At 74.6% G+C, this 26,931-nt stretch carries 27 protein-coding genes; 13 read left to right on the forward strand and 14 right to left on the reverse strand.

Annotated features, from left to right (window positions below; translation table 11 throughout):
* Positions 1 to 2 precede the first annotated feature (2 nt).
* Both boxC and ACA514_RS01390 read right to left on the reverse strand, forming a co-directional pair.
* Positions 3 to 1,661, reverse strand: a complete 1,659-nt coding sequence (boxC, locus tag ACA514_RS01385) for a 2,3-epoxybenzoyl-CoA dihydrolase (protein WP_375039100.1) — start codon at positions 1,659 to 1,661, stop codon at positions 3 to 5.
* 115 nt (positions 1,662 to 1,776) lie between these two features.
* The gene (locus ACA514_RS01390) at positions 1,777 to 3,381 is read right to left on the reverse strand and encodes a benzoate-CoA ligase family protein (RefSeq protein ID WP_375039101.1); all 1,605 of its coding nucleotides are present in this window, start codon (positions 3,379 to 3,381) and stop codon (positions 1,777 to 1,779) included.
* A 117-nt stretch (positions 3,382 to 3,498) separates the two neighbouring features.
* Here ACA514_RS01390 and ACA514_RS01395 point away from each other — a divergent pair, with 117 nt between their 5' ends.
* On the forward strand, positions 3,499 to 4,377 hold the full coding sequence (locus ACA514_RS01395) for a PaaX family transcriptional regulator C-terminal domain-containing protein (protein WP_375039102.1): 879 nt from the start codon (positions 3,499 to 3,501) through the stop codon (positions 4,375 to 4,377).
* Positions 4,378 to 4,418: 41 nt separating this feature from the next.
* Here the strand turns inward: ACA514_RS01395 and ACA514_RS01400 are convergent, their stop codons facing one another.
* Positions 4,419 to 4,865, reverse strand: a complete 447-nt coding sequence (locus tag ACA514_RS01400; protein WP_375039103.1) for a PaaI family thioesterase — start codon at positions 4,863 to 4,865, stop codon at positions 4,419 to 4,421.
* 241 nt (positions 4,866 to 5,106) lie between these two features.
* On the opposite strand from ACA514_RS01400, the gene ACA514_RS01405 reads away from it, so the two are divergent.
* Genes ACA514_RS01405 through ACA514_RS01415 form a run of 3 tightly spaced genes read left to right on the forward strand, consistent with a single transcriptional unit; the run spans position 5,107 to position 7,501 of the window.
* Entirely contained in the window at positions 5,107 to 5,886 is a 780-nt protein-coding gene (locus ACA514_RS01405; protein ID WP_375039375.1) for a 4Fe-4S dicluster domain-containing protein, read from the forward strand.
* Positions 5,883 to 6,926 carry an NrfD/PsrC family molybdoenzyme membrane anchor subunit gene (gene nrfD / locus ACA514_RS01410; RefSeq protein ID WP_375039104.1) on the forward strand — a complete coding sequence of 348 codons (1,044 nt, stop codon included), beginning with the start codon at positions 5,883 to 5,885 and terminating at the stop codon, positions 6,924 to 6,926. Before ACA514_RS01405 ends, nrfD begins: the two co-directional genes overlap by 4 nt.
* Positions 6,896 to 7,501: an alpha amylase C-terminal domain-containing protein gene (locus ACA514_RS01415; RefSeq protein WP_375039105.1), complete on the forward strand. Its 606-nt coding sequence runs from the start codon at positions 6,896 to 6,898 to the stop codon at positions 7,499 to 7,501. Before nrfD ends, ACA514_RS01415 begins: the two co-directional genes overlap by 31 nt.
* A gap of 37 nt (positions 7,502 to 7,538) precedes the next feature.
* Here ACA514_RS01415 and ACA514_RS01420 read toward each other — a convergent pair whose 3' ends face one another.
* Positions 7,539 to 8,369, reverse strand: coding sequence for an acyl-CoA thioesterase (locus ACA514_RS01420; protein WP_375039106.1), 831 nt, complete (start codon positions 8,367 to 8,369; stop codon positions 7,539 to 7,541).
* Positions 8,370 to 8,414: 45 nt separating this feature from the next.
* Entirely contained in the window at positions 8,415 to 9,434 is a 1,020-nt protein-coding gene (locus tag ACA514_RS01425) for an enoyl-CoA hydratase/isomerase family protein (protein WP_375039107.1), read from the reverse strand.
* A 267-nt stretch (positions 9,435 to 9,701) separates the two neighbouring features.
* On the opposite strand from ACA514_RS01425, the gene ACA514_RS01430 reads away from it, so the two are divergent.
* From ACA514_RS01430 to ACA514_RS01445, 4 genes are read left to right on the forward strand one after another with little or no spacing between them, the layout of a single operon-like run.
* Positions 9,702 to 10,334 (forward strand): TetR/AcrR family transcriptional regulator, encoded by a 633-nt coding sequence (locus tag ACA514_RS01430; RefSeq protein ID WP_375039108.1) that lies wholly within the window; start codon positions 9,702 to 9,704, stop codon positions 10,332 to 10,334.
* A gap of 50 nt (positions 10,335 to 10,384) precedes the next feature.
* Complete coding sequence (locus tag ACA514_RS01435) at positions 10,385 to 10,843, forward strand: hypothetical protein (RefSeq protein ID WP_375039109.1); 459 nt, start codon at positions 10,385 to 10,387, stop codon at positions 10,841 to 10,843.
* Between the two features lie 10 nt (positions 10,844 to 10,853).
* On the forward strand, positions 10,854 to 11,987 hold the full coding sequence (locus ACA514_RS01440) for a sensor histidine kinase (RefSeq protein ID WP_375039110.1): 1,134 nt from the start codon (positions 10,854 to 10,856) through the stop codon (positions 11,985 to 11,987).
* A complete protein-coding gene (locus ACA514_RS01445; RefSeq protein WP_375039111.1) occupies positions 11,984 to 12,592 on the forward strand; it encodes a response regulator in 609 nt (202 codons plus the stop codon). The genes ACA514_RS01440 and ACA514_RS01445 overlap by 4 nt, the downstream gene beginning before the upstream one ends.
* Positions 12,593 to 12,623: 31 nt before the next feature.
* Here the strand turns inward: ACA514_RS01445 and ACA514_RS01450 are convergent, their stop codons facing one another.
* Both ACA514_RS01450 and ACA514_RS01455 read right to left on the reverse strand, forming a co-directional pair.
* Complete coding sequence (locus ACA514_RS01450; protein WP_375039112.1) at positions 12,624 to 13,487, reverse strand: NAD(+)/NADH kinase; 864 nt, start codon at positions 13,485 to 13,487, stop codon at positions 12,624 to 12,626.
* Between the two features lie 47 nt (positions 13,488 to 13,534).
* Positions 13,535 to 14,095 (reverse strand): TetR/AcrR family transcriptional regulator, encoded by a 561-nt coding sequence (locus ACA514_RS01455; RefSeq protein WP_375039113.1) that lies wholly within the window; start codon positions 14,093 to 14,095, stop codon positions 13,535 to 13,537.
* Positions 14,096 to 14,459: 364 nt separating this feature from the next.
* Between ACA514_RS01455 and ACA514_RS01460 the strand changes: the two genes are divergently transcribed.
* The gene (locus tag ACA514_RS01460) at positions 14,460 to 15,713 is read left to right on the forward strand and encodes a hypothetical protein (RefSeq protein ID WP_375039114.1); all 1,254 of its coding nucleotides are present in this window, start codon (positions 14,460 to 14,462) and stop codon (positions 15,711 to 15,713) included.
* 58 nt (positions 15,714 to 15,771) lie between these two features.
* Here ACA514_RS01460 and ACA514_RS01465 read toward each other — a convergent pair whose 3' ends face one another.
* Positions 15,772 to 16,515: a hypothetical protein gene (locus ACA514_RS01465; protein WP_375039115.1), complete on the reverse strand. Its 744-nt coding sequence runs from the start codon at positions 16,513 to 16,515 to the stop codon at positions 15,772 to 15,774.
* 28 nt (positions 16,516 to 16,543) lie between these two features.
* Positions 16,544 to 17,449: an MOSC domain-containing protein gene (locus ACA514_RS01470; RefSeq protein ID WP_375039116.1), complete on the reverse strand. Its 906-nt coding sequence runs from the start codon at positions 17,447 to 17,449 to the stop codon at positions 16,544 to 16,546.
* A gap of 188 nt (positions 17,450 to 17,637) precedes the next feature.
* Here ACA514_RS01470 and ACA514_RS01475 point away from each other — a divergent pair, with 188 nt between their 5' ends.
* The 4 genes from ACA514_RS01475 to ACA514_RS01490 all read left to right on the forward strand — a co-directional run bounded on the left by ACA514_RS01475 (position 17,638) and on the right by ACA514_RS01490 (position 22,631).
* Complete coding sequence (locus ACA514_RS01475; RefSeq protein WP_375039117.1) at positions 17,638 to 18,276, forward strand: hypothetical protein; 639 nt, start codon at positions 17,638 to 17,640, stop codon at positions 18,274 to 18,276.
* Positions 18,277 to 18,364: 88 nt separating this feature from the next.
* The gene (locus tag ACA514_RS01480; protein ID WP_375039118.1) at positions 18,365 to 20,023 is read left to right on the forward strand and encodes a cytochrome bc complex cytochrome b subunit; all 1,659 of its coding nucleotides are present in this window, start codon (positions 18,365 to 18,367) and stop codon (positions 20,021 to 20,023) included.
* 78 nt (positions 20,024 to 20,101) lie between these two features.
* Complete coding sequence (locus tag ACA514_RS01485) at positions 20,102 to 21,130, forward strand: sigma-70 family RNA polymerase sigma factor (protein ID WP_375039119.1); 1,029 nt, start codon at positions 20,102 to 20,104, stop codon at positions 21,128 to 21,130.
* Between the two features lie 37 nt (positions 21,131 to 21,167).
* Positions 21,168 to 22,631, forward strand: a complete 1,464-nt coding sequence (locus ACA514_RS01490; RefSeq protein WP_375039120.1) for an MFS transporter — start codon at positions 21,168 to 21,170, stop codon at positions 22,629 to 22,631.
* Positions 22,632 to 22,646: 15 nt separating this feature from the next.
* Here ACA514_RS01490 and ACA514_RS01495 read toward each other — a convergent pair whose 3' ends face one another.
* The 5 genes from ACA514_RS01495 to ACA514_RS01515 all read right to left on the reverse strand — a co-directional run bounded on the left by ACA514_RS01495 (position 22,647) and on the right by ACA514_RS01515 (position 26,921).
* Positions 22,647 to 23,210 carry a TetR/AcrR family transcriptional regulator gene (locus ACA514_RS01495; RefSeq protein ID WP_375039121.1) on the reverse strand — a complete coding sequence of 188 codons (564 nt, stop codon included), beginning with the start codon at positions 23,208 to 23,210 and terminating at the stop codon, positions 22,647 to 22,649.
* A 71-nt stretch (positions 23,211 to 23,281) separates the two neighbouring features.
* Entirely contained in the window at positions 23,282 to 23,995 is a 714-nt protein-coding gene (locus ACA514_RS01500) for a Crp/Fnr family transcriptional regulator (protein ID WP_375039122.1), read from the reverse strand.
* Between the two features lie 87 nt (positions 23,996 to 24,082).
* Entirely contained in the window at positions 24,083 to 24,709 is a 627-nt protein-coding gene (locus ACA514_RS01505) for a LysE family translocator (protein WP_375039123.1), read from the reverse strand.
* Between the two features lie 75 nt (positions 24,710 to 24,784).
* Positions 24,785 to 25,573, reverse strand: coding sequence for a DUF427 domain-containing protein (locus ACA514_RS01510; protein WP_375039124.1), 789 nt, complete (start codon positions 25,571 to 25,573; stop codon positions 24,785 to 24,787).
* A 25-nt stretch (positions 25,574 to 25,598) separates the two neighbouring features.
* Positions 25,599 to 26,921 (reverse strand): erythromycin esterase family protein, encoded by a 1,323-nt coding sequence (locus ACA514_RS01515; protein ID WP_375039125.1) that lies wholly within the window; start codon positions 26,919 to 26,921, stop codon positions 25,599 to 25,601.
* Between the last annotated feature and the right edge of the window lie 10 nt (positions 26,922 to 26,931).

Consider the following 26,931-nt stretch of genomic DNA (forward strand, 5'->3'; position numbering starts at 1 on the left):
GCTCAGACTCGCTTTCGGTCGAAGTCGGCGCGCCGTCCGGTGCCGTAGCGGCGCAGCGCGCCGTCCGGGCCGGACGCGTTCGGCCGGTTGAAGATCCAGTTCTGCCAGGCGGTGAGCCGGCCGAAGATCTTGGTCTCCAGGGTCTCGGGGCCGGGGAAGCGGTAGTTGGCCTCCAGGCCGGTCAGGGCGTCCGGGGAGAATCCGGCGCGCTCCTCGACGGCGATGCGGACCTCCTCGTCCCAGTCGATGTCGTCGGGCGCGAAGGTGACCAGGCCGAGGCGTTCGGCGTCGCCGGCGTCGAGGGGCTTGGCGGCGGCGTCGCGGACGGCGGCCAGGGCCTCGTCGTCGCCGAGGAAGCGCGTCTCCAGGCGGGTGAGGCCGTTGCCCATCGGGAGGGGGCCGAGGTTCATCGCGTCGACGGCGATGGTGGCGGGGTCGGCGTCCGGGTCGACGTCCTCGAAGACGCCTTCCAGCTGGTAGGAGCGGTCGGCGGCGAGCGCGAGCTCCAGGAGGGAGCCGGCGAAGCAGCTGCCGGGCTCGATCAGCGCGATGAGGCTGCGGCTGGTGACGTCGAGGCGCTTCAGCGTCCGCTTGAGGTACAGGACGATCTCGTTCGCGAGCCAGTCGCCGGCGTTGTCGAGCAGCAGGCGGTCGTGGTCGAGCACCTTCAGCGGGTCGCCGGCGGTGCGGAGGATCCAGGTGCCGAGGGACGGCTCGTTGGTGCGCAGGTCGAGGATCAGGTCGTCCAGTTCGCGGGTCATCGCGAGGGTCCAGTAGTCCGCGCCCTGGGCGTGGACGCCGGCGATGTCCTCGGGGGCGTCGGCGACGGGGCCGGCGACGGTGATCTCGACGGCGGCGGCGTCCCGGTCCAGCTTCGCCGTGACGTGCCGGTAGGCGATCTCGTCGCCGGTGCGGGTCTTGCCGAGCGGGGTCAGCGCGACGCCCTCGGCGCCGACCGGACGGTTCGAGCGGGCGGCCAGCTCGGCGGCGCGCTCCGCGACGGTCGCGTCCCACGCGGTGCGGGCCACGGCCTCGTCGACCAGCCGCCACGCGACGGCCTTCCTGCCGCCGAGCCCTTCGGCCTTGGTGGCGAAGTAGTCGGCCCGGTCGCGGCGGACGTGCCGCTTGTCGGTGACGCGGGTCAGCCCGCCGGTGCCGGGCAGCACGCCCAGCAGCGGCAGCTCCGGCAGCGACACCGTGGACGACCGGTCGTCCACGAGCATGATGTGGTCGCAGGCGAGCGCCAGCTCGTAGCCGCCGCCGGACGCGGTGCCGTTGCACGCGGCGAGGTAGGTCTGCCCCGAGTTGGCCGTCGCGTCCTCGATGCCGTTGCGGGTCTCGTTGGTGAACTTGCAGAAGTTCACCTTCCACGCGTGCTCGGACGCCGCCAGCATCCGGATGTTGGCGCCCGCGCAGAAGATCTTCTCCTTGCCGCTGGTCACCACGACCGTGCGCACCCCGGGGTGCTCGAACCGCAGCCGCTGGACGGCGTCGTACAGCTCGATGTCCACGCCCAGGTCGTAGGAGTTGAGCTTCAGCTCGTAGCCGGGGACGAGGCCCCCCTGCTCGTCGACGTCCATCGTCAGCGTGGCGACCGGACCGCCGACCTCGACCCTCCAGTGCCGGTAGCGGGCCGGATCCGTCCGGAACTCGACGTGCATGGGGTGCTCCTCCACTCTGTCCGTGCTCCCATGCTCCACAGGAACCGGTCAATGCGTCAAGAGTTTGTAGCATATCGGCGCCGGGCAGGACGCCGCCCCGGCCGGGCGTGCGGGGTCAGTCGCGGCCGAGGAGGGCGGCGGCCAGGTCGCGGACGGCGAAGCGGCGCAGCTTGCCGCTGGCCGTGGTCGGCAGCACGTCCATGATCAGCACTTCGCGGGGCCGCTTGAACGCGGCCAGGCCCGCCCGGCAGAACTCGATCAGCTCCGCCGGCTCGGCCTTCACCCCGTCGGCGAGGACGACGCAGGCGATCGGCTTGTCGAGGCCGTCGCCGTCCGGCAGGCCGACGACCGCCACCATCGCGACCGCCGGATGCTCCAGCAGCCGGGCCTCCACCTCCGCCGGCGACACCCAGATGCCGCCCGCCTTGAGCATGTCGCCGGTGCGCCCGAGGCAGGTGTAGTAGCCGTCCTCGTCCACCACGTAGGTGTCGCCGGTGCGCAGCCACTCGCCCTGGAACACCTGCCGGGTCGTCTCCGTCCGGCACCAGTAGCCCGTGGCGATCGACTCGCCCTTCACCAGCAGCGACCCGGGGGTTCCGGGCGGGACGTCGGCGCCGGCCGAGTCGACGACGCGCAGCTCGTAGCCGGGAACGGCGACGCCCGTGGTGCCGGGGCGCACCTCGCCCGGACGGTTCGACAGGAAGATGTGCAGGCACTCGGTCGAGCCGATGCCGTCGATGATCTCCACGCCGTACCGCTCGGTGAAGCGGCGGCACAGCTCGGCGGGCAGCGGCTCGCCCGCCGACACCGCCAGCCGCACCGACGCGAACGCCTCGCGCGGCACGTCCGCGTTCAGCAGCGCGGCGTAGAAGGTGGGGACGGCGAAGAACAGCGTGGGCCGGTACTCGCGCAGCCGTTCGGCCACGGACGCGGGCGTCGGCCGGTCCGGGTCGAGGATCGTGGCGGCGCCGGCGGCGAGCGGGAAGAACAGCGAGTTGCCGATGCCGTAGGCGAAGAAGAGCTTGGCGACCGAGTAGCAGCGGTCCTCCGGCGTGATGCCGAGGACCTGCCGGCCGTAGGTCTCCACGACGTGCCGGATGTTGGCGTGCCGGTGCATCGCGCCCTTGGGCTTGCCGGTCGTCCCGGACGTGTAGAGCCACAGCGCGCTGGAATCGCCGGAGGTCGCGTACGGTTCGCGGACCTCCCCGCCCTGCGCCGCGCCCTCCGCCACCAGGTCGGCGAAGGGATCGAGCCGCACGCCCGCCGGAACGCGGAGCGCCGCGTCCCCCTCGACCGCGACGCGCCGGACGCCCGGCGCCAGCGCCAGCGCCTCCTCCGCAGGGACGGCGAACCGGTCGCTGACCAGCAGCACCCGGGCCCGCGCGTCGTTCAGCAGGGCCGCCAGCTCCGCGCCGGTCAGCATGGTCGACACCGGCACGGGGACGGCGCCGAGCCGCATCGCGCCGAGGATCGCGCCCGCCATGGCGGGACCGTCCGCCATGAACAGCACGACGCGCTCCTCGGGCCGCAGGCCCCACGCCTCCAGCCCGGCGGCGACATTCCCGGCGAGGACGTCCAGCTCGGCGTAGCTCAGGTCGCCGCCGGGGCCGGTGAGCGCCGTCCGTCCGGCGGTGCCGGGATCCCGCGCGGCCTCCAGGAGATGATCGGAGGCGTTGAACGTGTCCGGCCGCGCCTGGCCGGCCGCCGTGTCAGCGGTCATCGGGGACTCCCCTTCGCCGTGAACCGTGGCAAATATGTTCTACACTCGCAAAACGCTAGTCAATAGTTATGTGGAATGATGAGGGACCGGATGCAGCCACCCGCGGAGGGAGAGCCGATGAGCCCGGCCGCCGGCACGGACGCGGAAACCGGCGCGGGCACCGGCGCGGGTCCGCGGTTCCGGCGCCGCCGCGAGCTCGGGGCGGCGAGCGCGCGCTCGCTGCTGCTGACCGTCCTCGGCGAGTTCGTCCTGCCGGCCGGAGAGCCGGTGTGGACGGCGGCGTTCCTGGAGGCCCTCGGGCTGCTCGGGGTGGAGGAGAAGGCCGTCCGGCAGGCGCTCGCCCGCAGCGCGAGCGAGGGCTGGCTGTCCGGGGAGCGGCAGGGCCGGCGCACCGCCTGGCACCTGACCCCGGCCGGGAAGCGGCTGCTCACCGCCGGCACCGGGCGCATCTACGGCTTCGGCCGCCCCGGCGGCGACTGGGACGGGCGATGGCTGCTGGTCCTCGCCACCGTCCCGGAGACGAACCGGAAACTGCGGCATCTGCTGCGGACCCGGCTCTCCTGGAACGGGCTCGGCAACCTCTCCCCCGGCGTGTGGGTCAGCCCGCACCCCGAACGCGAGCCCGAGGTGCGCGAGGTGCTCGCGGAGATCGGCGTCGCCGACACCTCGACGCTGTTCGTCGGCGGCCTCGGCGACCTCGACGAGGCGCGCCGCGTGGCCCGGCAGGCGTGGAACCTGGACGAGATCGAGCTGGCCTACGAGGACTTCCTCGACGCGGTCGGCGCGCTGCGTCCCGCCGACGACCCGGGGACGTTCGCCGCGCAGGCCCGGCTCGTCCAGGAATGGCGGCGGTTCCCGTTCCTGGACCCGGCGCTGCCGGCCGAGCTGCTGCCGGACGACTGGAGCGGTTCGCAGGCGTTCGCGCTCTTCCACGAGCGGCACGGCGCGTGGCGGCCGGCCGCCGACCGCCAGTGGAAGGCGATGGCCTCCGACTGACCGGGACCAGACTGACCGGGCCCAGGCCGACCGGGCCCCGGCTAACCCGCCGGCGATGACCCGGCCGCCCGTCCGGTCGCGGGCTCGGGCGGGCCCTGCGGGGTGAGCCGCAGCAGGTTGACGGTGCCCTCGGCGGCCACCCGGCCCCTGTCGTCGGTGATGGTCGCCTGCCAGGTGACGTGGTCGCCGACCCGGTCGACCGGGCGGGCGCGGGCGGTCAGCCGGCCCTCCCGGACGGCGCGCATGAAGCGCGTGTGGTTGCTGACCCCGACGACCCGGTGCTCCAGCCCGACGGTGAGCGCGGCGCCCATGCTGCAGACGGTCTCGTTGATCGCGCAGTACACGCCGCCGTGCACGATCCCGTACGCCTGCATGAGCCTGCCCGTCACCTCGATCTCGGCCACGACCTCCCGGTCGGACGCCTCGACCACCCGCAGGCCCAGCGTGCGGTCCAGCGGGCCCGCGTAGCCGGACGGATCCTCCGCCATCGCCGCCTCCTCGATGATCTCCCGACGTTATCCAGCCGTCCGAAAAGCCGTCAATGCACCGAGATGTCCCAGCGGAGCCCGGAACGGCGCAGGTGTAGGCGGCCCTCTCGCGGGAAGGGACGCAGCGCCTTGTCCACGGGCCGGAGGTGACCACATGAGCGGGCTGGTCGGGCGGAACCTGCTGGCGGGCGCCGAGCCCGACGTCGCCGGGGACGCCGGCTATCCCGACGCCCCGCCCCGCATGGGGTTCTTCACCGACACGTCGGTGTGCATCGGCTGCAAGGCCTGCGAGGTCGCCTGCAAGGAGTGGAACGCCGTCCCCGAGGACGGCCTGGAGTTCACCGGGATGTCCTACGACAACACCCAGGGGCTCGGCGCGGACACCTGGCGGCACGTCGCCTTCATCGAGCAGGACAAGCCGGTCGGCAACGCCGACTCCGGCGTGCGGTGGCTGATGGCCTCGGACGTGTGCAAGCACTGCACCCACGCCGCCTGCCTCGACGTCTGCCCGACCGGGTCGCTGTTCCGCACCGAGTTCGGGACGGTCGTCGTCCAGGAGGACATCTGCAACGGCTGCGGCTACTGCGTGCCCGCCTGCCCCTACGGCGTCATCGACCAGCGCAAGGAGGACGGCCGCGTCTGGAAGTGCACCCTCTGCTACGACCGGATCGGCGACGGCCTCGAACCCGCCTGCGCCAAGGCCTGCCCCACCGACTCCATCCAGTTCGGCCCGCTGGACGAACTGCGCGAACGCGCCGCCGCCCGCGTCGACCAGCTGCACGGCATCGGCGTCGAGGACGCCCGGCTGTACGGGCACGACCCGGAGGACGGCGTCGGGGGCGACGGCGCGTTCTTCCTGCTGCTCGACGAGCCGGAGGTGTACGGGCTGCCGCCGGACCCGGTCGTGACCACGCGGGACCTGCCGTCCATGTGGAAGCACGCGGGCGTCGCCGCGGCCGCGCTCGCCGGCGGGATCGCCGCGCTGTTCACCGTCCACGGCCGGCCGGGAGGCGGGCGATGAGCACGTCCGACGTCACCAAGGACGGCGTCCAGGGGCAGCGGGAGGGCCGGGACGCCCTCATCGGGCAGGGCAAGGGCGAGCGCCGCAGGCGCCGCGGCGAGCGGGCGATGGTGCCGAAGGCGGAGTTCACCTCCTACTACGGCAAGCCCGTGCTGAACGCGCCGGTGTGGCACGCGGCCGACATCGCCGGGTACTTCTTCCTCGGCGGCCTGGCGGGCGCCGGGTCGGTGCTGGCGGCGGGCGCGGACCTGACCGGGCGTCCGGCCGCCGCGCGGGCGCTGAAGATCTCCTCGCTGGCCGCCATCGCCGGATCGGCGGCGGCGCTGGTCCACGACCTCGGACGTCCCGCGCGGTTCGTCAACATGCTGCGGGTGATCAAGCCGACCTCGCCGATGAGCATGGGCTCGTGGCTGCTGGCCGCCTACGGCCCGGCGGCCGGCGCCGCCGCGGTGCTGGACGTGACCGGGCTGTTCAAGCCGCTGGGCAGGGCCGCGACGGCGGGCGCGGCGGCGCTGGGCCCGGCGGTCGCCGCCTACACCGCCGTCCTCGCCGCCGACACGGCGGTGCCCGCGTGGCACGAGGGCTACCGGGAGCTGCCGCTGGTGTTCGTCGGCTCCGCCGCCGCTGCCGCGTCCGGGATGGCGCTGCTCGCCTCCCCCGTCGCCGAGACGGCGCCGATGCGCAGCGCCGCCGTGTTCGGCGCGGGACTCGAACTCGCCGCGTCCAAGGTCATGGAGCGCCGCCTCGGGATGGTCGCGGAGCCGTACCGGCAGGGCAAGGGCGGCACGCTGATGCGGGCGGCGGAGATCCTCTCGGTCGCGGGCGCCGCCGGCGGCGCGCTGCTCGGCGGGCGCAGCCGGATCGCGGCGGCCGTGAGCGGCACCGCGCTGCTGGCCGGTTCGGCGTGCACGAGGTTCGGGGTGTTCCACGCCGGGATGCAGTCGGCGCGGGACCCGAAGTACACCGTGGTGCCGCAGCGCGAGCGCGCGAACGCCCGGGACACGGCGACATGCACCGTGGAAGCCCCGCTCGCTCCCTGATCACCGCCGCCACCCTCCTGATCTGCGGCGCCGCGCCGTTCGCCGTCCCGTCCCCGGACGGGACGGCCCGCGCCGCCGCCCCCCGCGCCGCCGCGACCCCCAACGCGAGTGACGTCACCGCGAACCTGTGGGGATGGAACTGGAACTCCGTCGCGAAGGCCCTGGTCGGCGGCCGGGCAGTCGCCGCCCGCCGATTCCAACGGCTTCGTCACCGACGCGACTGCTCGGACGGCTGGCAGTGCATCACGCAGTCGACCGGCGTCAAGGGCATGGTCGGCTGGCACAACGCCACCGCGTCCGCCACGGCCGTCTCCAACTTCACCGCCACCGCAGGCGACGTCATCGGTTTCAGCCGCGGCGCGAAAGGCTGGGTCGGACTGAACGCCTCGTCCGGCGCGTCCACCGCCACCTACACCACGGGCCTGCCGGACGGGGTGTACTGCGACGTCATCACCGGCGGCGCGAAGGCGGACGGCTGCAACGGCACGGCCGTGACGGTGTCCGGCGGGACCACCGCCGTCACGATCCCGGCGGGCGGCGCCGTCGCCATCGACGTCGGCGCGACCGCCGGATGACCCGGTGCGAGCGCCCGCCTCCTGACGCCCGGCCGCGTCAGGAGGCGGGGCGGTCGCGCGGGGTGCGGAACAGGCACTCCTGGGTGAGGCTGGCGACGAGCACGCCGTCCCGGGTGTGGATCGTTCCCGAATACAGGCCGCGCCCGGAGGCGACGGTCAGCGGGACGAGGTCCATCAGCACCCACTCGTCCATCCGGACGGGCCGGTGGAACCAGACCGAGTGGTCCAGGCTGGACCCCGAGCGGGCCGTCCCGTCGTGCAGCGCCGTCAGCCCGCTGGAGATGTCGGACAGGTACGTCAGCACGCACGCGTGCAGCAGGTCGTCGTCCGGGAGCGGCTCGACGCAGCGCGACCAGACCCGCGTCGGGAAGTCGGACGCCGCGTAGGGCTGCGGCGGGACGCGGCTGTCCATCGAGAACAGCCGCGGCATCTCCGCGTCCGGCAGCGTCTCGGGGCCGGGCGCGTCCGGGGCGGGGTGCACCTGGCGGTCCTCGTCCGCGGCGGGCCGCTGGAACGACACCGACATGTTGAAGATCACCTCGCCGCCCTGCAGCGCGACCACGCGGCGCGCCGAGAACGAGCGGCCGTCGCGGTCCCGGTCGACGCGGAAGATCGTGGGGCGGGCGGCGTCGCCGCCGCGCAGGAAGTAGCCGTGCAGCGAGTGCGGCAGCCGGCCCTCCGGGACGGTGCCGCCCGCCGCGCGCAGCGCCTGCGCCGCGACCTGCCCGCCGTACAGCGGGTACGGGTCGTCGAACACGAGGGCGCCGCGGTACAGGTCCCGGTCGAGCTCCTCCAGGTCCAGCAGTTCCAGGACGGAGTGCCGCTCTTCCAGCCGGGGTTCGGGTCGCTCGTTGATCGTGGGTCGCACGGTCGAGACGTTATCCGACGCCGTCCGGTGCTTCGCCGGCCGCCCTCACGGCAGGACCTCGTCGACCAGGCCCCAGGCCAGCGCGGTGCGCGCGTCGAGGGGCTCGCCGGTGAGCGCGAGGTACAGGGTGCGCCACCGGCCGATCCGGCGGGGCAGCGACACCGTCCCGCCGGCCCCGGGGATCAGGCCCATCGACACCTCGGGCAGCCGGAACGTCGCGTCGCCGGCCGCGACGACGCGCCCGGCGAACGCGGGCAGCTCGATGCCCGCGCCGACGCAGGCGCCCCGCACCCGGACCTCGATGCGCGGCCCGAGGCGGTGGACCAGCCGGCCGGCGCCCGCGCGGGTGCGCACGAAATGCGCCGTCGCGAGGTCGGGGGCGGTGCCGAACTCGTCCAGGTCGCCGCCCGAGCAGAACACCGGGCCCGCCCCGTCCAGGACCACCCGGGAGATCCCGTCGTCGAGCAGCGCGACGCGGAGGGCGTCGACGAGCGCGTCGCGGAGCTGGCGCCCGTAGGCGTTGCGGCGCTGCGGCCGGTTCAGCGTGATCGACAGGACGCCGCCGTCCCGCGCCATCAGCACCGGGTCCTTGACGTCGGACGGCAGCAGCCGCGGCCCGCGCGAGGCGAGCCAGCGCGCGAACTCGGCCCCGCCGAGCAGCGTCGAGTAGGCGTAGGACTCCACGTCCAGCGCCGCGCCGACGGGCATGCCGTCGGTGGCGCGCAGCACGTCGCGCAGCACCAGCGCCGCCTGCGGGCTGTGCGCGGCCGCGGCGCGCAGCGCGGCGAGCCGTTCCGCCGGGTCGCCGGCGGCGACGCTCTCCGGCCCGCCGCCCGCCGGCCCGGTGAGGGTGAGGTCGAGGGCCCGGACCAGGTCGCGGTCGCCGGCGCCCACGCCGACCAGGATGCGGTCGCAGTCGCGGGCGCGGCGCACGGCGCGCGCGACGACCGCGGCGTCGGCCGGCGCGAGGTCCACGGCGACGAGGGGGTCGCGGACCGCGCCGTCCCCGTCGAGCGGCGGCAGGTCCGCCGCGCCGTCCGCGAGGTCCGCTATGGAGACGTGCACGCCGGTCCCTCTCGCCCGGGGACCCTCCGGTGTGGCGGCGGATCCGCGCGTTGATCTCTACCGGGACGGGAGTGTAGCGCCGCGGGCCCGCCGGCGCGGCGGCGGCACCGCGAGTCCGTGCAGGTGAGCGACGTGGACACGGCCGTCCGGCCACCTCAGCATGGCCTTCGCGGGGACGCCCGGCGGCGGGCCGCCGGGTTAGGGTGGAGGCTCCCGGGGCCCGGCGGGCGCCCGGGACGTCCGGACGAAGGCGTGCGGGGAGGGGCCGTGCAGGCACCGGGTCAGGCCGTCGAGCGGGTCCGCATCATCGACGCCGCGTACCGCTGCCTGGCGGCGGCGGACGGCGCGCCCGTGACGACCGGCGACATCGTCGCGGCGGCGGGGCTGCCGGACGAGGCGTTCGGCCGGCACTTCGAGTCCAGGGACGCGCTGCTGCTGACGATGTTCCGCCGCGACGGCGCGCTGGTGACGGCGGAGATGCGCTCGTGGGCGGCGTCCGCCGCGAGCCCGCCCGAGGCGCTGCGCGCCCTGGTCGACGGGATGCTGCGGATCACCGCGGACGACCGGCGCCGCCGCCGGGCGCTCGCGCTGACCTCGGAGGAGGCGACGCGGGCCCGCGGCTGCGCGGAGGTGCGCGCCCGCGCCGTGGCCGAGCAGGAGGCGCTGATCGCGGAGATCCTGGCCGCGGGCCTGGCGGACGGGTCGCTGCCCTGGGCGGACCCGGAGCCGGACGCGCGGTCCGCGCGCGCCGCGCTCGGCCGGGCGTTCGAGCACCAGCTGGCCGGGACGGCGCGGGAGAGCGCCTCGGCGGCCGCCGCCCAGCTCACCGCGTTCCTGTTCCGGGCGCTCGGCGTCCGGTCCGCCAACGGCCGCGCCATGACGAATGTCATGGGCGGGTGATGCGCGAACTCACTGTGCGTGACCGGGGGCCCGCGACCACGATGACGGGCATGGACGCATTCGACGCAAGCACCGCCCGCGACCCCCGCGACCTGCGCGCCTTCCGCGCGATCACGCTGCTCACCGGCGCCTACCTCGTGCTCAGCTGGCTGACGATGGCGGCCGTCTACCTGCTCCGCGACCACCACTCGATGGTGAACGGCACCGTGTGGGTGCGCGGGACCATCGTCGCCGTCGTGTCGGTGTTCTCGTTCGCCCTCGCCCGCCGCACCGCCCAGGGCTCCCGTGGGGCGTACCGGCGGCTGCGGATCTTCTCGGCGGTGATGGTGGCGGCGGTCGTCGTCATCGTCTCGATCCCCGGCTTCCTTCCGCCGTGGATGAAGGTCGAGCAGGTGGTCTGCGGGCTGCTCCTGCTCTGCGTCGTCGCCATCACGGCGGGCCGGCGCATGCGGGCGCTGTTCGCCGCCGGGAGCGCGGGCCGCCCGGGCGCCGAGTCCGACGGCCGGTAGCGTGCCCGTCATGGACGACGCCGTGAGGGCGCCGGCGGGCGGCGGGCCGGCGGCCGATCCGCAGCGGTGGACGCGCGGCCGGCGCCGGGCGGGGCTCGCGACGGGGATGCTGGTGTACCCGTCGGTGGCGGCGGTCGGGGTGGCGCAGTACTCCACGGGGGCGGGCGCCGCGGCCGGTTTCACGATCGCCGCCGCGTTCGCGGCCGTCTACGTCCTCGCCGGCGTGTCGGTCGCCCGCAGGGACCGGGGCCGGCTCTGGGCCCTGTACGGCGTGATGGTCGCGCTGTTCCTCGCGGAGCTGCCGTTCGCCCGGAATTTCGCGTTCTTCCTGTGGGCGGTCGTCATCGCCTTCACGGCTCTGATGCTGCGCCGGCGGATCGTCCTCATCGTGCTGGCCGGTGCGCTGCCGCCCCTGGTCGTCCCGTGGGCGGTGCCGCCGTGGCACACCGGGCCCGATCCGTTCACCGCGCTGATGGTCGTGTTCACCACCATGACCGTCCACGCCTACGCCGAGATGGCCGACACCAACGAGGCGCTGGTGGAGGCGCGCGCGGAGGTGGCGCGGCTGGCGTCGGAGGCGGAGCGGGCGCGCATCGCCCGCGACCTGCACGACCTGCTCGGGCACTCGCTGACCGTCATCACGGTCAAGAGCGGGCTGGCCCGCCGGCTCGCGGAGGCCGGATCCCCGCGCTCGGCGCAGGAGATCACCGAGGTGGAGGAGCTGTCCCGGCAGGCGCTCACCGATGTGCGCGCGGCCGTGTCCGGCTACCGCGAGGTGTCGCTCGCGGGCGAGCTGGCCCGGGGCCGGGAGGTGCTGCGGGCCGCGGGTGTCGCCGCCGACCTGCCCGCTTCCACCGAGATGGTCGACCCCGCCCATCAGGAGCTGTTCGGCTGGGTGGTGCGCGAGGGGCTGACGAACGTGGTGCGGCACGCGCACGCCGCCCGCTGCACCGTGACGCTGTCGCCGTCGGCCGTGGAGATAGTGGACGATGGTGCGGGCGGCGCCGCGTCCGGGGGGAATGGGCTGACCGGGCTCCGGGAGCGGGTCGCGGCGGCCGGCGGGAGCGTGCAGGCCGGGCCGGCACGGCCCCGCGGCTGGCGGCTGAAGGTCACGGTCGGGACGGCGGAAGGTGCGCGCGCATGACGATCCGGCTGCTGCTCGCCGACGACCAGGAGCTGATCCGCACGGCGCTGTCGGCGCTGCTGGACCTGGAGGACGACTTCGAGGTCGTCGCCTCCGTCGGGCGCGGCGACGAGGTGGTCGCCGCGGTCCTGGAGCACCGCCCGGACGTGGCGCTGCTCGACATCGAGATGCCCGGCACGGACGGCCTGGCCGCGGCGGCGGTGCTCGCCGAGAAGGCGCCGGGCTGCCGGGTGGTGATCCTGACGACGTTCGGCCGCGCCGGCTACCTGCGCCGGGCGATGGCGGCGGGCGCCGCCGGGTTCGTGGTCAAGGACGCGCGGGCCGAGGCGCTCGCGGACGCCGTCCGCCGGGTGGCGCGCGGGGAGCGCGTCGTCGACCCGGCGCTCGCGGCGGCGACGCTGGCGGCCGGCGACTCGCCGCTCACCCCCCGCGAGGTCGACGTGCTCGGCACCGCGCGCTCGGGCGCGACCGTGGCGCAGATCGCCGCGACGCTGCACCTGTCGGAGGGGACCGTCCGCAACTACCTGTCCGCGGCGATCGCCAAGACCGGCACCCGCAACCGGATGGAGGCGCTGCGCGTCGCCGACGAGCGCGGCTGGCTGTGACGGGCCGGCCGGGCTGGTCGAGCTGGCCGGGCTAGTCGGCCTCGGCGCTGCCGCTGACGCGCAGCTTGCGGCGGGCGCGCTCGTAGAAGGTCGTCCCGCCCAGCCGGATGACGCTGGCCGCGCCGCGCGACGCGGTGACGTGCAGCCGGTCCCCCGCCTTGAGCTGCGCGGCGACGGCGCCGTCCACCTCCACCGCGAGCGTTCCCGACGTCGGCAGCAGCGTGAGCTCGACGTCCTCGTCCGCCGACAGCATGACGGCGCGGTTGAACGTCGAGTGCGCCGCCGCCGGCACCACCAGGAAGCCCTCGACGGCGGGCGAGACGATCGGCCCGCCGGCGGAGTAGCTGTAGGCGGTGGACCCGGTCGAGGTCGCCACGATCACCGCGTCGCCGGCGTACCGGACGAACGGGTGGCCCTGCACGGTGACCTCCACCGCCGCCAGTCCGTCGCCCGGCATCCGCACCAGCGCGATGTCGTTGAAGGCGGAGGCGATCTCGCCGCCGGGCAGCCGCATGCACACCGCCATCCGCGGCTCCACCTGGTAGCGGTGCTCGTCGATGGCGGTCAGCGCGTCCGCCAGCCCGTCCACGTCGATCTCGGCGAGGAAGCCGAGGCGGCCGAGGTTGACGCCGAGCACCGGTGTCGTGGCGCCGGCCGCCAGCCGCATGCTGCGCAGCATCGTCCCGTCGCCGCCGAGGCTGACCAGCAGGTCGGCGCGCTCGGCGAGCGCGGCGGCGCCGACCGGGACGGCGCTGCAGTCGATCCGGCCGATCTCCTCGGGCAGCCCGAGCACCGTCCCGCCGCGCCGGCCCGCCCATCCGATGATCGTTTCGACGGCGACCTCGGAGTCGCGCTCGGGATGCAGGACCAGCCCCACCGTGTGCACCATGCCCATGCCAGCACCGTACGGCCATCCCGGCCCGCGCGGGCGGCGACGCGCGATCAGCCGCGCGGGAGGGGCGCGGCGAGGATGCGCAGGAGGATGTCGGTGAGCGGGCCGTGCAGGCCGGGCAGGCCCGCCGCGTCGCCCGCGCAGACGTGCGCGGTGATCAGCTCGGCGATGGCGCCGACCGCGGCGCGGTAGGCCGGGTCCTCGACGGGCGGCCATTCCGGGTGGCGTTTGGCGGCGTGCTCGCGCCACAGCCGCAGCACGTCGGCGACCGCTCCGTAGGCCTTGTTGCGGCCCTTGAGCGCGCGCGGGCCGACGGCGGGCAGCTCGACGAGGATGCAGCGCGCGTACTCCGGCTCCCGCGCGCACAGGGTCAGGTAGGAGCGCAGGCCCGCCTGGAGGACGGCCAGCGGCGGCGGCTTCTCGCCGAGGCCCTTCGGCGCGTTCATCAGCTCCCGCAGGACCACCTTCTGGGCGTCGGCGAGCGCGGTGAGGAAGCAGTCCTCCAGGCCGGTGAAGTGGTCGTAGAACGCCTTGCGGGACACGCGGGCGCGCGCGACGACCATCGCGACGGTGGTGCCGGGGTAGCCCTTCTCGGCGACCGCGGAGATCACCGCGCCGAGCAGCCGCTCGCGCTGCGCCTTGCGGACGACCGGGGCGGGCAGGCTGCTGCGGCCCCGCGGCAGGCCGGGGCGCGCCGGGTCGTAGACCTCGGCCAGCCGCAGGCCGCCGGGTCGCCGATCACCGGACCGCGGGCCGCCGGAAGGGGCGCCGCCATCGGAGCGCCGCTGTCGTTCGATGGGCGCATTGTACTGGGCGGACGCCGTGCGGCCACGCGGGTGACCGTGCTCTTTCTATGGCCGGTTGCTAAGCGGTCCGCGGCGTTTCCGCATCACCGTCCGTATCCCGCGCCTCCCGCCGGGGTTCACCATGTCCGGAACCCACAGGTACGTGGGCGTACTTCTGAGAGGAGTCCCCATGAGAATCGGACAGGCGGGCGCCGCGACGGCCGGGCGCCGCCGGGCGCGGCGGTCCCTCGCCGCCTGCGCGGGCGCCGCCCTCGCGGTGCTCGCGTTCGTCCAGGCGCCGGCCGCGCACGCGCTACCGCCGGGCGACGTGCCCGCCGTCGGCGTGGACACCGGCCGGTTCAAGCTGCCGATCGGCTGCACGATCAGCCTCGCCGGGCTGCCGGTGTTCTACCTGCCGACGGACGTGGACGTGCAGGGCGCCGCCCCCGTCCAGCTCGGGCCGGGCCAGCAGTTCTACCTGTCGCAGGGATCGGGCAGCATCACCTTCCCGTCCTGGCTGACGTCGCTGGCGCCGATACTCGGCATCAACAAGGCGGACGCGAAGATCACCGACCTGAGCATCGGGGCCAGCAACTCCACCCCGTCCAGCATCAACATCGCGGCGGGCAAGCCGTTCGAGATCGACGACATCGCGATCGAGGCCGGCAAGCCGCTGAAGGTCGGGCTGCCACTGACCGGCACGTTCGACGTCGGCCCGTACACCGCGCCGAACGGCGGCAAGGTGACGCTCGCGTTCGACCACGCCCTCGCCGAGGTGAACCTGAAGTCGCAGGCCGGGTTCAGCCTGCCGATCACCGCCGACTGCAAGCCGTCGGCGGGCAACGCGCTGCTCACGATCGCGGTCGGCGGCGCCGCCGGGCAGCCCCCGGCGAAGATCACCGGTGCGCCGCTGAACTTCCCCGAGCCCGCCTCGAACGAGCTGGTCGGCATCATCAACGCGCCCTACGCGTGCAAGGTCGGCGGCGACACCCTCGACGTCGGCATCGCGGTCGGCGCGCACATCCCGCTGGTGGCCAAGCGCGGCGCCGCCTTCTCCTTCACCGCGGCGAGCGGCGCGCTGGTGATCCCGGCGGCGACGGTGGACAAGCTGATCGACAAGGGGTACACCTCCGCGTCCGGGAAGGTCACGGCGCTGAACCTCGCGGTCGAGGGCGGCACGCCCGCGTCGCAGAACGTCATCCCGTCCGGCGGGATCCCGATCCCGGCCACGCAGCTGGTGCGCGGCAAGCAGATCACCGTGCCGCTGCCGGGCGACGGCACGCTGACCGCGGGGCCGTTCACGCCGACGTCCTCGGCGACCAGCACCGCCGTCTCGCTCGGGTCGGCCGCCGCCGACCTGTCGTTCGGCGGCGGGTCCAGCGCCCCGGCGACCTGCGGAGCCCCCTCCCCGACGGTCTACCTGGTCGACAACCCGGTGACCTGACCGAGCCGCCGCGCCGGGCGGCGCGGCCCCGCCGCCCGGCCCGGCCCATGCCCGATCTTCAGGCGGGGACCAGGCGCCAGTAGCCGTGCGGGTTGTGGAAGTAGTCGTCCTCCGCGAACCGCTCGCACGGCCCGTGCCGCAGCACCCAGGGGGCCGCGCCGTCGTCGAGGGCGAACAGCTCGCCGTCCTGGACCTCCCGCGTCCGCTGCTCCATCAGCAGGTAGAGCGCCAGACCGTCGATCAGGTCCAGCACGTCGTCGGGGTGCGGGTCGCCCGGATGGTCCAGCTCGACGTCCGGGGCGCCGAGCAGGTGCATGCCGCAGCTGAAGTACAGCGCGCCGGTCGTGATCGGCTTCTTGACCCACGCCTGGTACAGCGGGACGGCCGCCTCCTGCCCCGCGTACGCCTTGTAGGCGAGGTCGAGCCACCGGTCGCGGCCGTGCGCGAGCCCGTTGCTCTCGTTCTTCACCGCGGTGGCGCCCGAGCGCAGCAGCTCGGCGGCCAGCGCGAGGGTGCGGCGGGCGACGGTGAACGCGACGCCGGGACGGACCGCGGGCGACAGCAGGTAGGCGACGGTGTCGTGCTCGCGCACCGCCTCCCAGTCCCGGCCGGTGAACGAGGCGCCCGCGCCGCACGCCTCGAACGCGGCGGGCATCCGCGGGTCCGGCGCGTGCCCGGAGTACTCCCAGTCGAGCTCGAAGCCCTCCTTCTCGGCGAGCGCCTCGACCTCGCCGAGGTCCAGGCCCGTACCGAGCACGCACAGAACATGCCGGGAGCTCACCGACGTCTGCTCATCAATCATCAGGCGGCAGGGTACGCGATGATCGCGGTCACGGCAGAAGTTCGACCCGATCGCCGGGCCGCAGCACACCGGGCTCCTCGACGGCGGCGTAGACGCCGGCGTTGTGCTCCGCCCGGCGGTGCACGGCGCGCAGCAGGTCCCGGTCGCGCGGCAGCCCGCCGGCCGCGTGGGTGATCATCACGCAGCGCGGCGTCGGGACGGTGACGCGCAGCACGGCGGTGCCCGCGCGCAGCCGCCGGCCGGCCCAGGCCAGCTCCGGATACGGCTCGACCGGGCCGTCGGCGCCGTCCGGGACGGACAGCAGCAGGTTCGGCCGGAAGCGCCGCACCCCGGCGGGGCCGCCGCCGGTCAGCCCGCCGAGGGCGCGCAGCGTCACGTCGGTGATCAGGTGGATCGGGTAGGCGTCGAAGTAGGTGCCGGGGATCGTCTGGTACGCGGTGACCTCGGCGGGCAGCCGCGACAGGTCCGGGACGTCCGCCGCGTCGGCCACGTCGAAGAACTCGCGCAGGTAGCGGTCCCAGTCGCCGTCCTCGGGCGGGACGCGGCGGTAGTGCGCGTCCTCGCCGGCGGGCAGCCACGGCCACAGCGTGACCTCCCGGCCGAGCGCCGCGCTCAGCCGCCCGTGGACGTCCGGGTCCGCGGAGCTCACCGGCGCGTGGCCGGGGACGGTGATCTCCACCGGCGGGCCCGGTTCGGCGGCGGTGGCCGGCCGGACGTAGCGCGCCGAGACGTCCAGCAGCGCGGGCAGCGTCCGGGCGTCGGCGATCACGCCGCGGCGCTCGTCCCGCAGCGCCCACGCGCGGTCGCCGAGCACGCCGCCGTCCACGCTCACCGCGGCTTCGGCCAGCGCCTCGGGCGCCATGCTCTTGACCGGGTGGCGCCACACCCCGGCGATCGTCGCGGTGCGCGCCGCGGTGCCTGTGCCGACCGTCATGGCGACTCCCGGTTTCGTGGCCGCATCAGAGGGGCGCGGCGGGGAAGAGTGATTACATGGACATATAGCACCGCCCGGGCCAACGCGATGTGGGGCAGGTCACACCTGGATCGGCCGCGATCGCGTCACGTTCGGCGGCACTGATCCATCTTCTCTGTGACGGGTCCCACGGAGGGTTTGGAGGGGGCATGGGCGCGATGCCGGAGAGCAGCACGCCGCGGCGGTTCAACCTGACCATGCTGAACGCCGCCTATGACGCGTTCCGGCGGGACATGACCCGGATGTCGGGCGCGGCCGAGGCCGGCGCCGTCCCGGACGCCGGGCGGGTCGCCCGCGGATGGGCGATGTTCCGGCGGCACTGGCTGGCCCAGCAGGCGGCGGAGCAGCGCGCGTTGTGGACGGTGATGCGGGGCCGCGAGCGGCCCGGCGTGTTCGACGCGCTGGAGCTGCGCGCGTTCCGGGTCGTCCCGCTGCTGGACGGGGTCGACGCGGCGCTGGAGCACGGCGACCGGCGCGCGTTCCGGCAGTACGCGCGCACCCTCCCGGCGGCGGTGAACGACCTCCTCGACTACAAGGAGGCGGAGATGCTGCCGCTGATCCACCGCGCGCTGTCCCCGTTCGAGTGGGGCACCTTCGACGTCGAGATGCGCCGGGAACTCGGCATGCGCGGGCTGGCCTCGTTCCTGCCGTGGCTGCTGGACGGGGCGCCCGACGCCACGTCCCGCGCGGTGATGCGGCTGCTGCCGCCGCCGTTCCGCCTGCTGTACAGGGCCCGCTGGCTGCCGCGCTACCAGCGCCGCGAACGGTGGGCCGTGCCCGCCGTGTGACGGGTCGCACATCAGTCGATGTCACATTCGTCGGCCCTGATCGGTCTTATGCGCAGAACCGGTCCAGACCGACGAAAGGACGGCGTCGATGGCGGACACGATGCCGAGCACCGGGACGAGCGCCGCACGGAGCGTGGACGGCGCGGCGCACGCCCTCGACGAGCGGCTCGGCACCACCGGCTTCGCGCGCAAGGCGCTGCGCAAGGCCTTCCCCGACCAGTGGACCTTCCTGGTCGGGGAGATCGCGATGTACTCGTTCGTGATCCTGCTGCTGACCGGGGTGTACCTCACCCTGTTCTTCAAGCCGAGCATGAACGAGGTCGTCTACAACGGCTCCTACACCCAGCTCAAGGGCGTCCGGATGAGCGAGGCGTACGCCTCGACCCTGAAGATCAGCTTCGAGGTGCGCGGCGGGCTGCTGGTCCGGCAGATCCACCACTGGGCGACGCTGATCTTCATGGGCGCGATCCTCGTCCACCTGCTGCGCAACTTCTTCAGCGGCGCGTTCCGCAAGCCGCGGGAGCTGAACTGGCTGATCGGCATCACCATGTTCATCCTGGTGATGCTGAACGGGCTGTTCGGCTACTCGCTGCCGGACGACCTGCTGTCCGGCACCGGCATCCGCATCCTGGAGGGCGTCACCGAGTCGGTCCCGCTGGTCGGGTCGTACCTGGTGATGTTCCTGTTCGGCGGGGAGTTCCCCGGCACCGACATCATCCCGCGGCTGTACATCGTGCACGTGCTGCTGATCCCGGGGATCCTGGCGGCGCTCATCCCGCTGCACGCGGTGGTGCTGACGTGGCGGCAGACGCACACGCAGTTCCCCGGCAAGGGCAGCACCAACACGACCGTGCGCGGCTACCCGTTCTTCCCGGTGTTCGTCGCCAAGACCACGTCGCTGTTCCTGTGGGTGTTCGGCGTGACCGTGCTGCTCGCGGCGTTCGTGCAGATCAACCCGGTCTGGCTGTTCGGCCCGTACGATCCGGGCGCGATCAGCTCCGGCTCGCAGCCCGACTGGTACATGGGCTGGCTGGAGGGCGCGCTGCGCATCATGCCGTCGTGGGAGGTCAGCGCGTGGGGGCACACGGTCACGCTGAGCGTGCTCGTGCCGGCGCTGGTGGTGCCGGGGCTGCTGTTCACCGGGCTGGCCGCCTACCCGTTCCTGGAGCGCTGGGTCACCGGCGACCGGCAGATCCACCACCTGCTCGACCGGCCCCGCGACGTCCCGGCCCGCACCGGGATCGGCATGGGCGGCGTCGTGTTCTACGGGGCGCTGTGGGCGGCGGGCGGCAACGACGTCATCGCCAACCGGTTCGACATCCCGCTGTTCTGGACGACCTGGTTCTTCCGGTTCGCGGTCGTCCTCGGCCCCGTCCTGGCCTACGTCGTGACCTACCGGATCTGCGTCGGCCTGCAGCGCCGCGACCTCGCGCTCGTCGAGCACGGGCTGGAGACGGGTGTCATCCGGCAGTCGCCCGAGGGCGGTTTCAGCGAGGTCGAGCGGCGGCTCCCGGCCGAGGGGACGGCCGCGATCACCGATCCGCGTCCGGCCCCGGCCGTCCCGCTGGACGTCCCGCCGACGTCCGGCGGCGTCGAGAGCCCGCGCGCCCGCAGCCGCGCGGCCCGGATGCGCGCGGCCCTCAACCGCCGTTTCCGCGCCGACCTGGCCACCGTTCCCGAACCCGCGCCCGCCGATCCCGCGCTGGAGGAGGGCGCGTCCGCGGAGACCGCACCGGCGTCCCGCTGAATCCGGCGGCCCCGCGGCCGGTTCCTTTCGGGCGCCGCACCGGTCTGTACAGGTGTGGGCGCACTGAAGGGATTGCCGATGACCGATGACGGGGAGTTCGTGCGGCTGACCGATCCGTACCGTGCCGAGCTGCTGGTGCACTGCTACCGGATGCTCGGGTCGCTGGACGAGGCGGAGGACCTCGTCCAGGAGGTGTACCTGCGGGCGTGGCGGTCGTTCGACCGGTTCGAGGGGCGGGCGTCGCTGCGCACCTGGCTGCACCGGATCGCGACGAACGTGTGCCTGACCGGCCTCGGCGCGCGGGGACGCCGGCCGCTGCCGTCCGGGCTGGGCGCGCCGGGCTCCGATCCGGACCTTCCGCCCGGCCCCGCCCGGCCGGAGATCGGATGGCTGCAGCCGCTGCCCGGCGGATGGGCGGACGCGGCGCACGGCGGCGACCCGGCCGCGGTCGTCGCGTCGCGGGCGGGCGTCCGGCTGGCGCTGATCGCCGCGCTGCAGCACCTGCCCGCCCGGCAGCGCGCGGTGCTGATCCTGCGGGACGTGCTGGGCTGGCGGGCGGCCGAGGTCGCCGAGACGCTCGGCACGTCCACCGTCGCGGTCAAGAGCATGCTGCAGCGGGCGCGCGAGCAGTTGGAGCGGCTCGCGCCGCAGGAGGACGCGGTCGCCGAACCCGGCGATCCGGACGTCCGCGCGCTGCTCGACCGGTACGCGGCGGCGTTCGAGAACGCCGACGCGGCCGCGCTCGCGGAGCTGCTGACGCGGGACGCGACGCTGGAGATGCCGCCGTACGCGGCGTGGTTCGCCGGGCGCGGCCACGTGGCGCGCTTCGCCGCGGCGCACATCTTCAGCGGCCCCGGCGACATGCGCCTGTTCCCCGTCTCCGCCAACGGCCAGCCGGCCTTCGCCGCGTACCGGCGCGACCCGGACGGCGTGCACCGCGCGCACTGCGTCCAGGTCCTCGCGGTATCGGCGGGCGGCGTCGCGGGGATCACGGCCTTCCTCGACCCGGACCTGTTCCCGCGGTTCGGGCTGCCGTCCGTGCCGCCCTTCCCCGTCCCGGCGGCGGCACCGGTTCCTTCCGGATCGGCGGCGGTCTGTACCCGGTGAGCGATCCGCTCCAAGGGAAGGGACCGGGATGCCGGAGATGACGAGCAAGACCGCGACCGGCCGGGAGGCGTCCGCGACGGGCGGCGTCCCGGCGGCGCGGCGGGGCTGGACGCTGGTGCTGGCGGGGATGGGGGCGTTCCTGTGCTCCCTCGACGTGGTGGTGGTCGCGACCGCGCTGCCGGTGCTGCGCACCCACCTGAACGCGAGCCTGTCCGACCTCGAATGGACGATCAACGCCTACAACCTGGCGTTCGCCTGCCTGATGCTGACCGGTTCCGCGCTGGGCGACCGGTTCGGGCGCCGCCGGATCTACGTGACGGGCCTCGCCGTGTTCACCGCGGCGTCCGCCGCGTGCGCGCTGGCCGGCGGCGCCGGCGCGCTCGTCGCGGCGCGGGTGGTCGAGGGCGCCGGCGCGGCGCTGCTGCTGCCGCTGACCCTGACGCTGATCAGCGACGTGTTCCCGGTGGAGAAGCGCGGTGCGGCCATCGGGCTGTGGGGCGGGATCACCGGGCTGGGGGTGGCCGGCGGGCCCGTCCTCGGCGGCGCGATCACCGACGGGCTGGCCTGGCAGTGGATCTTCTGGATCAACGTGCCGGTGGGGCTGGTGATGATCCCGCTGTCGGCGACGCTGCTGCGGGAGAGCCGCGGGCCGCGCCCCCATCTGGACCTGCCCGGGCAGGTCCTCGCGGGGCTCGGCATGTTCGCGCTGACGTGGGCGCCGGTCCGGGCGCCGGCGGCCGGCTGGGACTCGCCGGAGGTGGCCGGGGCGCTCGCCGCCGGGGCCGTGCTGGTGGTGCTGTTCCTGCTGTGGGAGCGCCGGGCCGCGCACCCGATGCTGCCGCTGGCGTACTTCCGGCTGCGCGCGTTCTCCTCCGCCAACGCGGTGATCTTCCTCCAGGCGGTGTCGCTGCTCGGCTCGCTGTTCATGATCACCCAGCTGTTCCAGATCGGGCTGGGCGACTCCCCGCTGGAGACCGGGCTGCGGCTGCTGGTCTGGACGGGCATGCCGATGGTCGCCGCGCCGCTGTCCGGCGCGCTGGCCGACCGCGTCGGGCCGCGCCCGCTGATGGTGGGCGGGATGGTGCTGCAGGCCGCCGGGTTCGGCTGGCTGGCGGCGGCGACCGCGCCGGACGTGGGGTACGGGACGCTCGTCGGGCCGCTGGTCCTCGCGGGCGTCGGCACCGGCATGATCTTCGCGACGACGGCGGGCGCGGCGACGGCGGCGGTGCCCGCGGGCGACGTGGGCGTGGCGGCCGGCACCAACACGGCGCTGCGCGAGCTCGGCGGCGTCTTCGGCATCGCGATCCTCGCCGCGGTGTTCGCCCACGAGGGCGGCTACGCCTCCCCCGAGTCGTTCGTCGACGGCTTCAAGCCCGCGCTGTGGGTCGCGGCCGGGGTGGCCGTCGCCGGGGTGGTCGCCGCACTGTGCGTCCCGGCCAAGGCAGGGATCGCGGCGACCGAGACCGCGCCGCCGCGCGCTTCCGTCAGCCCCCGCCCCTAGGGCGGCGACCGCTGTTCAGTGCCGCTTCTCGAACAGCAGCCGGATGACCGGTTCGGCGGCGGCCACCGGGTCGTCGCCGAGCCCGGCGGGGAGGGCGCCGCGCAGCCACAGCTCCGCGAAGCCGTGGACGATCGACCAGGCGGCGATCGGGGCGGTGAGGTCGCCCGCCGGGCGGTCCGGCGCGACGCTGCGGGCGCCGCGCACGAGGACGGCGTCGGCGCGCGTGCGGGCGGCGGCGACCTCCGGGTCGTCGGCCCGGTACAGCTCGGGCCGGAACATCACCTCGAAGTAGGCGCGGTGGTCGACGGCGAAGCGGATGTAGGCCAGTCCGACCTCGTAAAAGTCGCCGCCGGCGCTCTCCAGCGCGTCGGCGAACCGCGCGTACCCCTCGGCGGCGACGGCGGTGAGCAGCCCGGCCTTGTCGCCGAAGTGGTGGGCGGGCGCGGCGTGCGAGACGCCGGCGCGGCGGGCCAGCTCGCGCAGGCTCCAGGTGGCCGGCCCCGACTCGGCGATCGCGTCGACGGCGGCCGCCATGACGGCCCGCCGCAGATCACCGTGGTGGTAGGCGTCGTCCCTCATGCCGGGATCCTATCTTGCCATTGACAAGTTCGCGTCGCCGGGGCCGGGGCCGGCCACGCCCGCCCCGGGGACTACTCCGGCGGTTCGGCGTCACCCGCGTACGCGCGCAGGCCCGGCAGGTCGACGACGGTGATCCGGCGCCGGCCGGTGCGGATCAGGGCGGCGGCGCGCAGCCCGGTCAGGGCCCGCGCGACCGTCTCCCGGGAGGCGTCCATCCAGCTGCCGAGCTCCTCCTGGGACAGCCGCGGCCCGATGACGATCGACCCGTCCGGCGCGGGCGGGACGTGCTGCGCCGAGCGCTCGGCGAGGTCGGCCAGCAGCCGCGCGAGCCGCTGGGTGCCCCGGCTGGCGACGTGCGCGCGCAGCCGCCGGTCGGAGTCGTCGATGCGCTGCACGAACGTGCCGGTGACCAGCATCCACACGTCCGGGTGCGCGTCCAGGAAGCCGGTGAACCGGTTGGCCGGGACGACCAGCGCCCGCACCGGCGACAGCGCGGTCACCGTCGCCGACCGGGTGCGGCCGCCGAGCACCGCGCTCTCGGCGAGCAGGTCCCCCGGCCCGCGCACGGCCAGCACCACGTCGTGCCCGTCCTCGGTGGACGAGGTCACCTTGGTCCAGCCCCGCTCGATGATGATCACATGGTCGGACTCGTCGCCCTGGTAGACCAGCGGCGCCTTGACCGCGTACTGCCGGGCGCGCGCGGCGGCGCGCAGCGCGGTCCGCTGCGCGGTGTCGAGCGCGGCCCAGAAACCGGGGCGGGGGAAGCACGGCGAGGAGGGTGCCACGGTCCTCCTCCTTACCTCTCGCCAGGTACCTTGACATGCCCGCTGTCACCTGGCCGGTAAACCGCCCCCGCGCACTTCGGGGCGGTCCTATTTCGGCACGGCGAGCAACCGGACGGCGAGGCCGGTGAAGACGGTGCCGCTGAAGAGGTTGAGCCCCCGCGCGACGCGGCGGCTGCGCCGCAGCACCGCCGCGAGCCGGCCGGACAGCAGCCCCACCGTCCCGTCCACCGCCAGCCCGATCAGCACGAGCGTCAGCCCGAGGACGAGGAACTGCACCATCGGGTGGCCGAGCCCGGGGTTCACGAACTGCGGCAGGAACGCGATGTTGAACAGGATGACCTTCGGGTTCAGCAGGTTGGTCACGACGCCCTGCCCGAACGCGCGGAGCCGTCCCGGCCCGGCGGGCGCGGTCGCCTCGCCCGGTTCGCCCCGGTCCCGGAACGACTTCACCGCGAGGTAGAGCAGGTAGGCGGCGCCCGCCCAGCGCAGGACGTGGTAGAGCGTCGGCAGGGCGGTGAACAGCGCCGACAGGCCGAGCATCGCGGCGACGGCGTGGGTGAGGGCGCCGGTGGCCACCCCCGCGGCGGCCATCACGCCGGTGGCGGGCCCGCCCCGGCCGCCCATGGCCACGATGAACATCATGTCGGGGCCGGGAGTGAGGCACAGGGCGAGCGCGGCGACGAGGAACGCCAGGTAGAGAGATGTGTCCAGCATGTCTGAATCATGGAACGGCGGGCGGGACCGGCGCGACTCCTTTAGAGGCCCGCGCGGGCCCGGACGTCCGCGCGGTCACGTGCCGGGCGGCGGCTCGGTCTCGACGGTCAGCGCCTCGTGGTCGAAGCTCAGGTGGCCGCGGACCTTCGTCGCGTCCTCGAGCGGCTCCTCATAGGACCAGGCCGCGTTCTCGGCACCGTCCAGCGACCAGTACGTCGCCTCGCCCTTGTAGGGGCAGACGGTGTGCTTGTCGCCGCGGGTCAGCAGCTCGCGGCGCACGTCCTCGGCCGGGATGTAGAACCGGTTGCGCAGGCCCGTCTCCGAGAGCAGCATCGGATGCTCGGTCTCGGCGATGACCTTCCCGTCCAGCAGCACCCGGACGTGCCGCGACGAGGCCCGGGCGTCGACCCGGTGGAACGGGTCGCGCAGGTGCCCGTGCACCTGCTCGTCCTCGTCGTACCAGGCGTCCATCGGGTCCCAGTAGAAGGCCATGTGACCGCGCAGCCAGGACGATTCGGGAAGCGGCTCCGGGTAGCCCCAGACCGCGTTCTCCGCGGCGCGGCCGCCGGCGCGGATCGTCCAGTACGCGGCGTCACCCTTGAACGGGCAGTGCGTGCTGTGGTCGGTCCTCTCCAACAGGTCCGTCCGGACGTCCTCCTCCGGGACGTACAGGACGGGCAGCAGCCCCGTCTCGTGCAGCAGCTTCCCGTGCTCGGTGTCGAAGACGACCTCCCCGCCGAAGCGGGCGTGCACCCGGCGGGGGAACTCGTGCATCAGCAGCCGGTGCTTCGGCCCCTCGATGCGGAAGTTGACGTCGTCGCCGGGCGACCCGGCGAGCGGCCCGGGGGCCATGGTCAGCGTCATGCTCGTCCTCCTGCGTCGGACCTGCTCACACGCCCGTCGGCATGGTCTCCAGCTCGCCGCGCCGGGCCGCCTCCATGTGCAGCGGCTCGATCGCGGTGGTGAACCGGAACCAGCACAGCGCGTCGTAGCGATCGGCGAGCCTCGTCGGGACGTACTGCCGCCGGTCGCGATCGGGATCGTAGACGACGCCGATCGCCCGGTGCCCCAGCTCGCCGGTGAGGAAGCCGGGCATGTCGCGCTCGGGCGGCACCACGAACAGGCCGCGGTGCAGCTCCGACCGCGCCAGCACCTCCTCCAGCGACCCGTGCTCCGGCGGCGGGACGGTCATGACCTCCATCGGGTCGCCCCAGCGCGGCGCGGCGACCACCTCGCCGGGCCCGCCCGCGAACCCGACCGCGACGACCCGGTCGCGGCCGAGCCGCTCGCGGGCCAGCTGCCCGAGGTTGACCATGCCGGCGCCCGCCATGTCGGTGGCGCGGGCGTCGCCGACATGGGTGTTGTGCGCCCACACGACCGCCTTGCCGCCCTGCCCGCCGTGGGTGTGGAAGTCCATCAGCCGGTCGAGGGTGTCGGCCATGTGCACGTCCCGGACGTTCCACGACTCCGGGCCGCCGCCGATCATGGCGCGGTAGTAGCGTTCGGCGCCCGCCGCGACCTCGGCGTTCTGCCGGACGTCCAGCTCCTCGGCCGGGTCGCGGGAGTCGCCGTGCGACACCGGGCGGCGCAGCCTGGTCAGCAGCGCCAGGATCTCCTCGGCGCACCCGTCCGGGACCAGCGCCGTGTTCCACCCGTAGGACCGCGGGTCCTCGCCGTGCGGCTCGAAGCAGCGGTAGGCCTCCAGCGCCGTCTCCAGGTACTCGGGACGGTGATCGGCCAGATGGTCGACGACGGCCCGCAGCGACTCCCACAGGCTGTAGACGTCCAGGCCGTAGAAGCCGGCGCGCTCGTCCGGCGGCAGGTCGGCGTTGCGCCCGCGCAGCCAGCGGCAGAACCGGACGGTCTCCTCGTTGGCCCACATCCAGGTGGGCCAGCGCTCGAAGGCGTCCAGCGCGGTCCGCGGGTCCGGCGCGCCGCCGGGCGCCAGCGCGACCGACCGGCCGACGCGGCGGCAGTCCGGCCAGTCGCCCTCGACGGCGACGAAGGAGAAGCCGCGTTCGGCGATCAGCCGGCGGGTGATCGCGGCCCGCCAGGCGTAGTACTCGTGGGTGCCGTGGCTGGCCTCGCCGAGCAGCACGCACGCGGCGTCCCCGATCCGGTCGAGGAGCGGGTCGAGGTCCTCGGCGTACTCCAGCGGCAGCGCGGCGCCGCGCACGTCGTCGGCGTCCGTCTGACTCCCTGGGCGTGGCATGACATTCCCC

The organism is Actinomadura sp. NTSP31 (assembly GCF_041951385.1).
Lineage (GTDB): Bacteria > Actinomycetota > Actinomycetes > Streptosporangiales > Streptosporangiaceae > Spirillospora > Spirillospora napierensis.